At 69.6% G+C, this 13803-nt stretch carries 12 protein-coding genes; 8 read left to right on the top strand and 4 right to left on the bottom strand.

Features of this window, described 5'->3' with window-relative positions:
- Window positions 1-2: 2 nt before the first annotated feature.
- Entirely contained in the window at window positions 3-743 is a 741-nt protein-coding gene (deoD, locus tag B1991_RS05265; protein ID WP_136257654.1) for a purine-nucleoside phosphorylase, read from the top strand.
- Between the two features lie 186 nt (window positions 744-929).
- The gene (locus B1991_RS05260) at window positions 930-1541 is read left to right on the top strand and encodes an HD-GYP domain-containing protein (RefSeq protein ID WP_136257653.1); all 612 of its coding nucleotides are present in this window, start codon (window positions 930-932) and stop codon (window positions 1539-1541) included.
- A 294-nt stretch (window positions 1542-1835) separates the two neighbouring features.
- Here B1991_RS05260 and B1991_RS05255 read toward each other — a convergent pair whose 3' ends face one another.
- The gene (locus tag B1991_RS05255) at window positions 1836-2189 is read right to left on the bottom strand and encodes an ArsR/SmtB family transcription factor (protein WP_210772092.1); all 354 of its coding nucleotides are present in this window, start codon (window positions 2187-2189) and stop codon (window positions 1836-1838) included.
- A gap of 197 nt (window positions 2190-2386) precedes the next feature.
- Here B1991_RS05255 and B1991_RS05250 point away from each other — a divergent pair, with 197 nt between their 5' ends.
- From B1991_RS05250 to B1991_RS05225, 6 genes are all read left to right on the top strand, one after another.
- Window positions 2387-2593, top strand: coding sequence for a YgaP family membrane protein (locus tag B1991_RS05250; RefSeq protein ID WP_136257651.1), 207 nt, complete (start codon window positions 2387-2389; stop codon window positions 2591-2593).
- Window positions 2594-2611: 18 nt separating this feature from the next.
- On the top strand, window positions 2612-2995 hold the full coding sequence (locus B1991_RS05245; RefSeq protein ID WP_136257650.1) for a DUF302 domain-containing protein: 384 nt from the start codon (window positions 2612-2614) through the stop codon (window positions 2993-2995).
- Window positions 2996-3090: 95 nt separating this feature from the next.
- Window positions 3091-4380, top strand: coding sequence for an NAD(P)/FAD-dependent oxidoreductase (locus B1991_RS05240; RefSeq protein ID WP_136257649.1), 1290 nt, complete (start codon window positions 3091-3093; stop codon window positions 4378-4380).
- Window positions 4377-5525 carry an efflux RND transporter periplasmic adaptor subunit gene (locus B1991_RS05235; protein WP_342773762.1) on the top strand — a complete coding sequence of 383 codons (1149 nt, stop codon included), beginning with the start codon at window positions 4377-4379 and terminating at the stop codon, window positions 5523-5525. Before B1991_RS05240 ends, B1991_RS05235 begins: the two co-directional genes overlap by 4 nt.
- Window positions 5522-8770, top strand: coding sequence for an efflux RND transporter permease subunit (locus tag B1991_RS05230; RefSeq protein ID WP_136257648.1), 3249 nt, complete (start codon window positions 5522-5524; stop codon window positions 8768-8770). Before B1991_RS05235 ends, B1991_RS05230 begins: the two co-directional genes overlap by 4 nt.
- 82 nt (window positions 8771-8852) lie before the next feature.
- The gene (locus B1991_RS05225) at window positions 8853-9359 is read left to right on the top strand and encodes a DnrO protein (protein WP_136257647.1); all 507 of its coding nucleotides are present in this window, start codon (window positions 8853-8855) and stop codon (window positions 9357-9359) included.
- 523 nt (window positions 9360-9882) lie between these two features.
- Here B1991_RS05225 and B1991_RS05220 read toward each other — a convergent pair.
- The 3 genes from B1991_RS05220 to B1991_RS05210 form a co-directional block, all read right to left on the bottom strand.
- A complete protein-coding gene (locus tag B1991_RS05220) occupies window positions 9883-11937 on the bottom strand; it encodes a TonB-dependent copper receptor (protein ID WP_136257646.1) in 2055 nt (684 codons plus the stop codon).
- 134 nt (window positions 11938-12071) lie between these two features.
- Window positions 12072-12479 carry a DUF2946 domain-containing protein gene (locus B1991_RS05215; protein ID WP_168709582.1) on the bottom strand — a complete coding sequence of 136 codons (408 nt, stop codon included), beginning with the start codon at window positions 12477-12479 and terminating at the stop codon, window positions 12072-12074.
- A gap of 112 nt (window positions 12480-12591) precedes the next feature.
- On the bottom strand, window positions 12592-13791 hold the full coding sequence (locus tag B1991_RS05210) for an acetate/propionate family kinase (RefSeq protein WP_136257644.1): 1200 nt from the start codon (window positions 13789-13791) through the stop codon (window positions 12592-12594).
- Between the last annotated feature and the right edge of the window lie 12 nt (window positions 13792-13803).

The raw sequence follows: 13803 nt of genomic DNA, 5'->3' as shown, positions 1-13803 counted from the left end.
GCATGAGCACGCCCCACCTCGACGCCCGGCCCGGCGACATCGCCGACACCGTCTTGCTGCCGGGCGACCCGCTGCGCGCAAGGCACATCGCGCACGAGTTCCTCGATGGCGTGGTCGAGGTCAACACCCGCCGCAACATGCTCGGCTACAGCGGCCATTACCGCGGCATGCGCGTGTCGGTGATCGGCAGCGGCATGGGCATTCCGTCCTGCGCGATCTATGCCACCGAGCTGGCGCGCGTGTTCGGCGTGCGCCGGATCGTGCGCGTGGGCACCTGCGGCGGCGTCGGCGATGTCGCGCTGGGCGACCTGCTGCTGGCGCAGGCGGCATCGACCGACTCGAACTTCAACCGGCTGCAGTTCGGCGGCCACGACCTGGCCGCGTGCGCCGATTTCGGCCTGATGCGCGCGATCGCCGACACCGCTTCGACGCAAGGGATCGGCCTGCGCATCGGCGGAGTGTTCAGCACCGACTGCTTCCACGGCGGCGACCCGGAGCTGGCCGCGCGGCTGCTGCAACACCACATCCACGGCATCGAGATGGAATCGGCCGGGCTCTACGGCGTGGCCATGCGCGAAGGCTTCCGGGCCGTGTCGGTACTGACCGTGAGCGACCATGTGCAGCGCGGCACGCACATGCCGGCCGTGCAGCGCGAGCAGGGCTTGTCGCGGATGACCGCACTGGTGCTCGACAGCCTGCTGCCGGCTCCGGGCGATCGGGGCGGGGCGATCTGGGCAGGTTGATCAAAGTCGGTTGGTCGGAGCGTATCGATCGGGCTCACTTCGACCGGAGCCGCGCGCTCCGGCCGCATGCCCGCCCCCCGGTGGCCGTGTATCCCGTCGATTCGTGGCGCGATAAGATTTCGACGGACGCGTGCCGCCGAGCGGTGACGTTGGCGGGGTGGTACCGAGACAGCAGCGGAGGCCATCGTGAGCGACGAATACATGGAAGCGTGGTTCTCGCGCGTGGAGCCCGTGCTGGACGCTGTGCTGGAGCGGCGCGACATTCACACGTCGACCCACTGCGGGCGTGTCGGTTGGCTGGCCCTGGCGCTCGCGAGGGATATCCGCCTGGCCGACGAAGAACGGCTGATTCTGGATGTGGCGGCCCGGTTTCACGATGTGGGGAAGATCGGCATCCCCGATGCGATCCTGCACAAGCGTGGGGCGCTGAACGACGCCGAGTGGGAAATCATGAAGGGCCATAGCCTTCACGGTGAGCACATCATGCGGATGGATCCGGAGTTGCTCTTTGGTGACGAGATCGCGCTGGCCGTGCGCCACCATCACGAGCACTACGATGGCGCCGGCTATCCGGATGGCTTGCGCGGAGGAGTCATTCCGCTGCCGTCGCGAGTGCTGTCCGCGGTGGACAGCTACGATGCGATACGCAATCGTCGTGCCTACCATGCCGCACAGTCGCACGAATCCACGGTGGCCGTCCTGGCCAGCGAGCGGGGCACCAAGCACGATCCGCAGATCCTCGATACGTTCCTGTCGCACGACAGGGACTGGTTCGACCCGCCGGACGTGCGCGGCTAGTGCCGGCGAATCACGCGATTTGCGATACGTGCATGCTCCGCTCGCCGTATCAGGTGTCGTAGCGGCCAACGATGCGTCGCGCTGGTCTATGGTCGCGCCCAGGGTGTTCGCTGAAGCCACGCGCGGGCCAGGCAGCAGCAACCGGCCGAACGTGATCACCTCTCACTCGCGTCCCGCGCTGTTCGGCGTGCGTCGCCTCGCGCAGTTCGTCATTGCCGGAGTTCAACCCGGGAAAGGCGTGGGCGTCGGCCTGGTCGCGGAAGCCTGCGTGGATCGCGCCGGCACCGGCGGTGGTCAGCTGGTGCGGCGCGTGCGAGCGGGCGCCGGCTGCGTACGTCGGCGCCTGGCGCCGCGCGAGTCGGCGTCGACTGCGCAGTAGATCCCGTACAGCGTGGCGATGATGGCGTGCGCGGGGCCCGGTGGCAGGGCGTACCACACCGTCTGTGCCTCGCGCCGGGTACTGACCAGGCCCTCGTCGCGCAGTCGGGCCAGATGCTGGGACAGCGCCGACTGGCTGAGCTCGGGCAGCTGCTCGTTGATCTGGCCCACCGACATCTCGCCGTCCAGCAGCAGGCACAGCATGCGCAGCCGTTGCGCGTTGCCCAGGGTCTTGAGCAGCTGCGACGCCTCTTCGGCGCGCGATTGCATGAGGTCCAGGTCCGCATCGGCAGGGATGTTCAACTTCGGATTCCTCGGGGAGGGTGCGACGGTCTGCTTCACGGCTTGACTTTACCACGAAGTACTAATTAAGCTACAGCTAATTTAGATTATATGAATTTCAACTCTGCCGTCCGGCCTGTGCCGGCCGGTCGCGCACAAGGTTCCACCCACGTCAGGAGTTCGTCATGAACGTCGATCGCATGGTTCTGGGTTTTGCCGGCACGGTGGTGCTGGTCGGTATCGCGCTGGCGCATTTCGTGGCGCCGGGCTGGATCTGGCTGTCGGTGTTCGTCGGCGCCAACCTGCTGCAATCCTCGTTCACCGGCTTCTGCCCGCTGGCGATGATCCTGCGCAAGCTGGGGCTGAAGCCCGGCTGCGCGTTTCCTTCCTGACCCGAGCGAGACCACGCCATGTATCACATCGTGGAGACATCCAAGAGCTTCGAGCAGGCCGCGGCCGACCTTGCCACCGCCGTCGCCGCGCACGGCTTCGGCGTGCTGCACGTGCACGACCTGGGCGGCACCTTGCGCGGCAAGGGCGTGGAGTTCGGCCACGAGTGCAAGGTGTTCGAGGTGTGCAACCCGCGCCAGGCCGGCCGCGTGCTGGCCAACGACTTGCGGCTGAACATGGCGTTGCCGTGCCGGGTGTCGGTCTATACCGAGGAGGGCAAGACCTGGATCGGCATGATCCGGCCGACACCGATGCTCGGCATGCTCTCCAGCGATCCCGCCCTGGCGGCAATCGCGCGCGAAGTGGAGCAGACCCTGGTGAACGTCATCGCCGAGGCGGCGTAGCGCCGGCGAAGCGGCCCTTGAATTGACCAGGCTCAAATCCCTTGCGGTGCCGCCGGCGCACGCTGTCGGTACCCTCAGTGCAGGAGTTAGTCATCATGAGCGACGTCGTCATCCTGGGTTCGGGCCTGGGCGGCACCAGTGCCGCCTATGAAATCAAGGCCGCGCTGGGCAATGCCCATCGCGTCACCGTGGTCGGCGAGGGGCGCCTGTTCTCCTTCACCCCATCCAACCCGTGGGTCGGCATCGGCTGGCGGCAACCGGCCGACGTGCAACTCGACGCGGCCGCGGCGATGGCCCCGCACGACATCGCCTTCATCGATTCGCCGGCCAGCGCGGTGCGTCCGGCCGACAACCTGGTGCTGCTGGCCGACGGCCGCGAACTGAAATACGACTACCTCGTCGTCACCACCGGCCCGCGGCTGGCGTTCGACGAGATCCCGGGGCTGGGCCCGGTCGACGGCTACACGCAATCAGTCTGCACCACGCCGCACGCGACCACCGCGTGGCAGGCGTACCAGCAGTTCCTGCAGAACCCCGGCCCGGTGGTGGTCGGCGCGGCGCAGGGCGCCAGCTGCTTCGGCCCGGCCTACGAGTTCGCGCTGATCCTCGACACCGACCTGCGCCGGCGCAAGCTGCGCGACCGCGTGCCGATGACCTTCGTCACCAGCGAGCCGTACATCGGCCACATGGGCCTGGGCGGGATCGGCGATTCGCGCGGGCTGCTGGAGCGCCAGTTGCGCCAGCGCCACATCAAGTGGATCTGCAATGCGCGGATCGACAAGGTCGAGGACGGCAGCATGCACGTCACCGAAGCCGACGCGCATGGCCAGCCGCAGGAGCAGCACGCGCTGGCGTTCCGCTATGCGATGGTGATCCCCGCCTTCACCGGCGTGGCCGCCGTGCGGGGCATCGAGGGCCTGGTCAATCCGCGCGGCTTCGTGCTGATCGACAAGCACCAGCGCAACCCGACCTTCCGCAACGTATTCTCCGCCGGCGTGTGCGTGGCGATCCCGCCGGTGGAGGCCACCCCGGTGCCCACCGGCGCGCCCAAGACCGGTTTCATGATCGAGTCGATGGTCAGCACCCTGACCGCGAACATCAAGGCGGACATCGAGAACCGGCCGGCCACGGCCGAAGCGACATGGAACGCGGTGTGCCTGGCCGACATGGGCGACAGCGGCGCGGCGTTCGTGGCGCTGCCGCAGATCCCGCCGCGCAACCTGACCTGGGCGAAGGAGGGCAAGTGGGTGCATCTGGCCAAGGTGGCGTTCGAGAAATACTTCATGCACAAGATCCGCACCGGCAACACCACGCCGGTCTACGAAAAGTACGTGATGAAGGCGCTGGGCATCGCGCGCATCCGGCCCGGCACAGGTGACGAATGAGTACAACCGGACCCTCCCGCCAGGCGCACCACGCGCAGCCACACCCGGCGCTGCGCGGGCGCGTCATGACGCGCTCGCTGCGCCCGGCCATGCTCGCACTCGTGCTGGCCGCGCTGGCCGCGTGCGGACGCACGCCAGCGCCGCCGGCGGCCACGGCGCCGCCGCCGCTGGCCGCGCTGACCGTGCACCTCGAACCGGCGCACGACGAGCAGGCCTGGGATGGCGTGGTCGAGGCGGTGCACGAGGCGGTGATCTCGGCGCAGACCAACGCGCGGGTGGTCGAGCTGCCGCATGACGTCGGCGATGCCGTGCGCAAGGGCGACGTGCTGGTGCGTTTCAGCGACGTCGAGCAGAAATCTGCGCGGCACGCCGCGCAGGCGCAGATCGCCGCGGCGCAGGCGGCGTACACCGAGGCGGATACGTCCTACCGGCGCTTCGCCGAGATATTCGGGAAAGGCTTCGTCTCCAAGGCGCAGCTCGACGCCGAGCGCGCCCGTCGCGACGCCGCGCTGGCAGCGCTGCAGTCGGCTCGCGCGCAGTCCAGCCAGGTCGGCCAGCAGCTCGATTACACCGTGCTGCGCGCGCCGTACGACGGCATCGTCACCCGCCGTTACGTGCAGGTGGGCGAGGCGGTGCAGTCGGGGCCGCCGGCACCGCAGCCGCTGATCGCGCTGGCGTCGCTGCAGGATCTGCGGGTCGGCGTGCAGGTGCCGCAGAGCGCGATCGCTGCGATCCGCCGCTACCACGCCGCCGAGGTGGTGCTCGACGACGGCCGCCGCGTGGCGGCCGGCAAGCTCACCGTGTTCCCCTATGCCGATCCGCAGACGCACAGCTTCCGCGTGCGGCTGGAACTGCCCGGCGACGGTGCCGGCCTGGTGCCGGGCATGACGGTCAAGGTCGCCTTCGCCAGCGGCGAGGCGAAGCGCCTGCTGCTGCCGACGAGCGCGCTGGTGCAGCGCGGCGAGCTGGTCGGCGCCTACGTGCTGGGTCAGCATGACGTGACGCTGCGCCAGCTGCGCCTGGGCCATCGCCACGGCGATCGCGTCGAGGTGCTGGCCGGGCTGGACGACGGCGAGCGCGTCGCCACCGATCCGGCCGCCGCGGCGCGCTGGCTGGTCGCGCAGCGGCGCGGGGATGCGCCGTGAGCGGGCCACGGCTCGGCTTTTCCGGCCGCATCGCGCGCGCATTCCAGGCTTCGCCGCTGACCCCGATCCTGGCGATCGCGGCGCTGTTGCTGGGGCTGGTCGCGGTGATGATCACGCCGCGCGAGGAAGAGCCGCAGATCGACGTGACCATGGCCAACGTGATGGTGCCGTTCCCGGGCGCCGACGTGCGCGACGTGGAAAACCTGGTGGCGTTCCCGCTGGAGCAGAAGCTGGCCGAGATCGAGGGCGTCAAGCACGTCTACTCGGTGAGCCGGCCCGGCATGGCGGTGATGACGGTGGAGTTCCAGGTCGGCGTGCCGCGGCAGACGGCGATCGTGCGGCTGTACAACCAGGTGTTCCAGAACCAGGGCTTCGTGCCGCCCGGCCTCGGCGTCGGTCCGCCGCTGGTGCGGCCGATGGGCATCGACGACGTGCCGGTGATGGCGCTGACGCTGTGGAGCGACGATCCCGCGCAGGGCCCGGTGCAACTGGCCGAGGTGGCGCACACGCTGGAGACCGAATTGAAGCGCGTGCCCGGCACGCGCGACGTCTACACCCTCGGCGCGCCGACCCGCGCGGTGGTGGTGCAGCTGGACGCGGCGAAACTGGCCGCCTACGGCATGACCCCGGGTGACCTCTCCGGCGTGCTGAAGGCGGCCAACACGGTCGCCCAGGCCGGCGACCGGGTGAGCGGCGACCGCGACGTGCCGGTGACCGCCGGGCGTTTCCTCGCCGATGCGGCGGAAGTGTCGCAACTGGTGATCGGCCTGAAGAACGGCCAGCCGGTATTCCTCTCCGACGTGGCCACGATCCGCCCGGGTGCGGACCTGCCCGACAGCTACGCCTGGTTCGGCGCACCGGCGGGCAAGGCCGGGCCGGCCACCGGCCACGCGCCGGCCGTGACCATCGCGGTGGCGAAGAAGCCCGGCACCAACGCCGCCGACATCACCGGCGCGATCCGCGAGCGGCTGGCCGCACTGCGCAACGTGGCGATTCCCGCCGACGTGCACGTGGTGGTCACCCGCGACTACGGCCAGACCGCCACCGACAAGGCGAACAAGCTGATCCACAAGCTGATCTTCGCCACCTTCTCGGTGGTGCTGCTGGTGCTGCTGGCGCTGAGCTGGCGCGCGGCGATCGTGGTCGGCAGCGCGGTGATCATCACCCTGGCGCTGACCCTGTTCGCGTCGTGGGCAATGGGTTTCACCATCAACCGCGTCTCGCTGTTCGCGCTGATCTTCTCCATCGGTATCCTGGTCGACGATGCCATCGTGGTGGTGGAGAACATCCACCGGCACATGGCGCTGGGCGGTCGCACGCTGCGCGAGGCGATCCCCGAGGCGGTCGGCGAGGTCGGCGGGCCGACCATCCTGGCCACCTTCACGGTGATCGCCGCGCTGCTGCCGATGGCCTTCGTGTCCGGCCTGATGGGGCCGTACATGCGGCCGATCCCGATCAACGCCTCGGCCGGCATGCTGCTGTCGCTGGCCGTCGCGCTGGTGGTGACGCCGTGGCTGGCGCTGAAACTGCTCGGCCACCACAGCCACGCCGAAGCTGCGCCGGGGAACGCCGACGGTGCGAATGACAGCCGCCTGCACCGCACGTTCCGTCGCCTGATGCTGCCCTTCCTCGATGGCCCCCGCGCGCCGCGCCACCGGCACCTGCTGTTCGCCGCGATGGGCGCGCTGGTGCTGGGGGCGGTGGGCCTGGTGGTGGTCAAGGCGGTGGTGCTGAAAATGCTGCCGTTCGACAACAAGTCCGAGTTCCAGGTGGTGGTGGACATGCCCGAGGGCAGCACGCTGGAGCGCACCAACCGCCTGCTCGGCGAGCTGGCGCAGGCGGTGGCCAAACTGCCCGAGGTGAAGGACTGGCAGGGCTATGCCGGCACCGCGTCGCCGATCACCTTCAACGGACTGGTGCGCCAGTACTACCTGCGCAGCGGCCCGATCGTGGGCGACCTGCAGGTGAACCTGGTCGACAAGCACGAGCGCTCGCGGCAGAGCCACGCCATCGCGCTGGCGGTGCGCCCGGCGCTGGCGCAGATCGGCGCGCGCTACGGCGCCTCGGTGAAGGTGGTCGAGGTGCCGCCGGGGCCGCCGGTGCTGGCGCCGATCGTGGCCGAGGTCTACGGCCCGGACTACGCCACCGTGCGCAAGGTGGCGCTGGGGCTGGAACAGGATTTCAGGGCCAACCCGGACATCGTCGACGTCGACACCAGCGTGGAAGCGGATGCGCCGCGCGACGTGCTGGTGGTCGATCGCGCCCGCGCGGCGCGACTGGGGCTGGATCAGGCGAGCATCGCGCAGGCGCTGCGCACCGCCTTGTCCGGCGACGATGCCACCTGGCTGATGGACGGCCAGGCGAAGTACGCGGTGCCGATCCGCCTGCGCCTGGGCGCGGGCGACCAGGCGTCGATGGAGCAGCTGCTGGCGCTGCGCGTGCGTGCGGCCGGGGGCGCGCTGGTGCCGTTGTCCGAGGTGGTCCGCGTGCAGTCGGCGCAGCGCGAGCAGGCGATCTGGCACAAGGACCTGCTGCCCTATGCCACCGTCACCGGCGACGACGCCGGCAGCACCGACAGCCCGCTGTACGGCATGTTCTCGCTGGTCGGCAAGCTCGGCCACGACAAGGTGGCGGGGCAGCTGCTGCAGCAGCACTTCATCGCGCAGCCGACCGACACCACCGACGCCGCGGTGAAGTGGGACGGCGAGTGGCAGATCACCTACGAGACGTTCCGCGACATGGGCCTGGCCTACTCGGCGGGCCTGCTGCTGATCTATCTGCTGGTGGTCGGCCAGTTCAAGAGCTACGTGGTGCCGCTGATCATCATGGCGCCGATCCCGCTGACCGTGATCGGCGTGATGCCCGGGCATGCGCTGGTCGGCGCGCAGTACACCGCCACCTCGATGATCGGCATGATCGCGCTGGCCGGCATCATCGTGCGCAACTCGATCCTGCTGATCGACTTCATCAACCACGCGCTGGCCGCCGGCAGTCCGCTGCGCGAGGCGGTGGTCGAGGCCGCGGCGGTGCGCGCCAAGCCGATCGTGTTGACCGGGCTGGCGGCTATGATCGGCGGCTTCTTCATCATCGACGACCCGATCTTCCAGGGCCTGGCGGTGTCGCTGATCTTCGGCATCCTGGTCTCCACCGCGCTGACCCTGCTGGTGATCCCGCTGCTCTACTACGCCTGGCTGCAGCGGCGCACGGGGCCGGATGGCCGATTGTCGCAGGCGCCGCCGGCTTGACCCCGGTCAGGCCGGCTCGCCGGCACCGCGCGCTAGCATGCCTTCATCCGCGGCGTCCGCGCCGCCTGCCGGAGTGATCCGCATGAAAGCTGTACGCATTCTTCTCGCCAGCGCCTGCGCGCTCGGCCTCGCCACTGCGGCCCAGGCCGGTCCCCAACACGCCCACGCCGAGCACGACAGCCACGCGGCACACGCCGCCAGCGCCGCCACGCAGGTGCCGGCACAGCGCTGGACGCCGGATGCCCCGCTGCGCGCGGGCATGCGCCGCGCGCACACCGCGGTGGCCGAGCTGGCCCACTACGAGATGGGTCACATGAGCGCGCCGATGGCGGTCGACCGCGCCACCGAGGTGGAAAGTGCGGTGACCTACATGTTCGCCAACTGCAAGCTGTCGGCCGAGCCCGATGCCGCGCTGCACGGCATCCTGGTGCCGCTGCTCACGGCCGCGCAGGCGTTGAAGGCCGATCCGGCGAAGGTGTCCGCGGTGGCCGACATGCGCGCGGCGATCGCGCATTACCCGCAGTATTTCGACGATCCCGGCTGGGACAAGCCGGTGCCGGTCGAACACGTGATGCACGACGAGCCGTGAGGCGGCGCGTTGCGGGTGGCCCGTGAAGCGCCGCCCGCAACGCGTGCGCGACGCGGTGCACCTGGTTTTTCCTTCCCTCGCGAAGCGGGGGAAGCAAGAGCAAGAAAGCACAACCTCTCAGAGCCTGTGAAAAATTCGACGGCGGCGTCGCACCCGGTTTTTCCTTCCCTCGCGAAGCGGGGGAAGAGCCTGCCCCGGACTTGATCCGGGGTGCCGAAGGCGGATGGGGGCGCTCTTGATCTTGGCTTTTGCAAAGCGAAAAGCTCCCCCTTCCGCCCTTCGGGCACCTTCCCCCGCTGCGCGGGGGAAGCAAGAGCAAGAAAGCACAACCTCTCAGAGCCTGTGAAAGATTCGACGGCGGCGTCGCACCCGGTTTTTCCTTCCCTCGCGAAGCGGGGGAAGGTGCCGAAGGCGGATGGAGGCGATCTTGATCTTGGCTTTTGCAAAGCGAAAAGCCCCCCTTCCGCCCTGCGGGTACCTTCCCCCGCAAGCGGGGGAAGCAAGAGCAAGAAAGCACAACCTCTCAGAGTTTCACGTCGAGCTTCAGCCAGCCGGTGCGGCCCGGCTCGTTCACCCGCAGCGTGTTGACGTAGCCGACCAGTCCTGCGTTCGCCGCGTTGACGTGCTCGGCGTAGGTCTTGTCCAGCAGGTTGTCGATCCCCGCGCTGAGCGTGAGCGTGCGGCTGAGACGATAGCCACTGTTGAGCGAGAACACGCCGAAGCCGGCACTCGGCCCGAGATCCTGGCCGACGATGTTGCCGCTGCCCGGCGCGGCCCGGTGCTGCGCCGCGGCCACCCGCCACAGGGCGCCCGCCGACCAGACGCCGCTGTCGTAGGTGAGCCCGAAACGCGCCTCCAGCGGCGGCATCTGCGGCAGCGGGCGGTGGTCGCTGCGGTTTTCGCCCCAGGCCCAGGCCAGTGTGGCGTCGCCCTTCCAGCGGTCGTCGAAGGCGTAGACCAGGCCGGCCTCGGTACCGGCGATGCGTGCCCGGACATTGCGCGCCTGGCTCTTGCCCATCATGCCGCTGCCATAGTCGAGCAGGATGAAGTCGTCGACCACGCCGAGGTAGCCGGACACCCAGCCCCTCAGCCGCTTGCCGTCGTTGTACTGCAGGCCGACATCGAGCTGGGTGGTGCGCTCCGGATTCAGTCGGCGGAACGCGGCGACGCTCTTGTCGACATGCCGGCCGAACAGTTCCCAGTAATCGGGGAAGCGCTCGACGTGGCCGATGCCGGCGTAGAACGTGGCTGGTGCCGCGGCCAGATCATGCTCGTAGCGCACGAAGCCGGCGGGCAGGGTGGACGAGCGGCTCGCGGGGAGCTTTGCCGTGCCGCCCATGCCGGATGCGGCCAACTGGTAGCCGCGCGCGTGCGCGCGGTCGAGGCGTGCACCGCCAATGAGCAGGTCGCGCTCGGCCAGCGTCCAGCGCAGTTCGCCGAAGGCGCCGAGCGTGCCGATGCGTGCGTCGCGCAGGCGCGGTTGATCGTGATAGTCCGGCAGCATCCCGCCGGCCGGTCCGCCCATGCGTGCGGTGTGCGTGTTGGCCGAGCCGTCGACGCCGGCCGCCAGTTCCAGCGATTCGCCCCACCGGAAGCTGGCGGCGGCGCGGCCACCGACGGTGGTGCGCGCCACGTCGCTGGCCATCGCCATCGGCATCACGCTGCTGGGGTCCGGCTGGCGCAGGGTGTAGTTGTCCATCACGTGGTCGGCGTAGTTGTAGTAGAGCTGTGCCTCCAGCTTTTCCAGCGGGCCGTCGGCGCGGCGCTGTTCGAACTTCAACCCCACGCTCTCGCGCAGGAACTGCACGCCATCCATGCCGCTGAAGGCGTAGGCCGCCTTGCCGTCGCCCTTGCCGGTGGTCAGCTCGACGCGGGTGTCGTCGTCCGGCGTCCAGCCCAGGGTCAGGTCGGTGTTCCAGCGGTCGTAGGAGGAATGCACGCGGCGGCCATCGCCGTCCGCGTAGTCCTGGGCATGGGTGTGGTTGGCGCTGACGCCAAGGTAGACATCCGGCGTGCCGGTGCGCAGGTCGACCATCTGGTCGTTGCGCCCGTTCGAGCCGCCGAGCAGGCTGCCCTCGAATGCGTGGCCCGGTTCCGTGTAGCGCTTGAAATCGCGCTCGAACAGCACCGTCCCGGCCGAATTGCCGGGGCCGTACTGCACGGTCTGCGGACCCTTGATCACGGTGACGCGGTCGTACAGCTGCGGCGAGATGTAGGCGGTGGGCGGGTCCATCCGCGACGGACAGCCGCCGCCGATCTGGCCACCGTCGATCAGGATGTTCAGGCGCGAGCCGGTCATGCCGCGCAGCACCGGGTCGCCATTGCTGCCGCCCTTGCGGATCACCGCGAAGCCGGGAATGGTTTTCAGGAAATCCGCGCCGTCGCTGGCCGGCACGGGTTGGCGCGGTGCCTTCGGGTCGGTGGTGACGGTGAGCGGGCCGTCCTGCATCACCGCGGTGACCACGATGGGCGCGAACACCGTGATGGACGGCTCGGTGGCGGTCGCGGCCAGCGGTGGTCCCAGCAGCAGGGCAAGTCCGATCGTGCGCGCCAGCGCGCGGCGGGCGGGACGGGGCACGCTGGTGGCGTGCAGTGACGATGGCGCAGCCGCACGGGCGTGCGCGCAAAAAATACGGGCAGACATGGCGTTCCTCGATGTTCTGGCAGGGCGGCGGGCGCGGGAGGTGCGCCCCGGCCGCGGGTCGATGCAGATCAGCCGGGCGGGAATGCCGGCGGGCCGCGCGGCACCGCGGTCAGCGTGGAACGTTCGGGGCCGCGTTGCGGCGCGGTCGGCACCGGTTGGCGCGGTGCGGCTTGCGGCAGCAGTCCGGGCAGCCAGGCGATGACGAGCAGCAGTGGACTGTGGCCGAGCAGGCCGCAGTAGCCGCACTGCTCCATCAGCATGTCGTCATGATCGACGTGTGCGTGGTCGGATGGGTGCGAGTCGGCATGCCCGGCGGGTATCGGCGCCGCCATGTCCATGGTGTGGCGTGCGTCGTGCACGGAGCTGGCGGCGACGCTTGCCAGGGTGCGCGAAACCACCGGCGCAACGATGGTCAGGCCGAGGGCGAACAGGGCCAGCCAGGCAAACAGGACGCGGATTTTACGCGTATGGCGCAAGGGTTTTCCCGACAACCTGCGAGGAACCTTCAGCCAGTCCATGCTGCCATGCATCGACGCGGAAGGCGTTGTGGCATGGCGCCGCAGCGACCGCCAGGTTGTCCTCTCCAAATCAGCCGACGCCGCCCAGTACCGCGGCGGCATCGCGCGCGGCGATCCATTCCTCGTTGGTCGGCTCGACGCCGACGATCACGCGGCTGCCGTCGGCGGAGATGATCGGCGCGTGCGCCGCGTTGCGGCCCTCGTCCAGCGCGACGCCGAGGAAGGCGAGATCGCGGCACACGCGCTCGCGCACGAAGGCGTTGTGCTCGCCCACGCCGGCGGTGAACACCAGCAGCTCGAGCCCGCCCAGCACGGCTGCCAATGCGCCGATCTCGCGGACGATCCGACGCACGTAGAGTGCGAGCGCCAGGCGCGCGCGTTCGCCGGGCTCGCCGTCGTCAGCTTCGTGCTGCACGATCACGCGCGGTTCGGACGACACGCCGGAGACGCCGAGCAGGCCGCTGCGGTGGTAGAGCAGGTGGCCCACCTCTTCGAGCGAGAGCTTCTCGATCTCCATCAGGTACAGCAGCGCGCCGGGGTCGAGCGCGCCGGTGCGCGTGCCCATCATCAGGCCGTCGAGCGCGGAGAAGCCCATCGTGGTGGCGACGCTTTCGAGCTTGTTCATCGCGCACAGGCTGGCGCCGCTGCCCAGGTGCGCGACGATGCTGCGTCCGCGTGCCGCCTCGCCGTGGCGTTCGGCCAGCGCGGTTGCCATGAAGGCATACGACAGGCCGTGGAAACCGTAGCGGCGCAGGCCGCGCTGCCAGGCATCCCACGGCAGCGGCAGGATCTGCTCGACCGTCGGCATGGTGTGATGAAAGCCGGTGTCGAAACAGGCCACCTGCGGCAGCTCGGGCGACTCCCGCAGCAGGATCTCGATCGCCTCCAGCGCGAACGGCTGGTGCAGCGGCGCCAGCGGCACGTAGCTCGTCAGGTCGGCCAGCACGCCCGCATCGATGCGCGTGGGCTGGAAATAGCGGCTGCCGCCGTGCACCACGCGATGCGCGACCACGGCGAGGCGCCGGCCATCGAGCCGTGCGCGCACGCGCTGCAGGATCAGCGTCAGCGCCGCGCGGTAGGGCTGTGCCGGGTCGAGCGAGATCGTGAACGGCGCGACCCCGGTCTCACCGAAGTCGGGCGTCGGGCCACCGATGCCCTGCACCTTGCCGTTCCACAATGGCTTGCGCGGCAGCGGCACGGCGGCTGCATCGAACAGCGCGAACTTGATGCTCGACGAGCCGCAGTTGAGGACCAGGATCAGGGGCGTCATGGCGACGGTCGG

It is taken from the genome of Rhodanobacter lindaniclasticus (genome assembly GCF_004799035.1).
GTDB classification, from domain to species: domain Bacteria; phylum Pseudomonadota; class Gammaproteobacteria; order Xanthomonadales; family Rhodanobacteraceae; genus Rhodanobacter; species Rhodanobacter lindaniclasticus.
The sequence above is the reverse complement of the archived record's forward strand: the minus strand, read 5'-3'. Positions and strand labels throughout refer to the sequence as shown.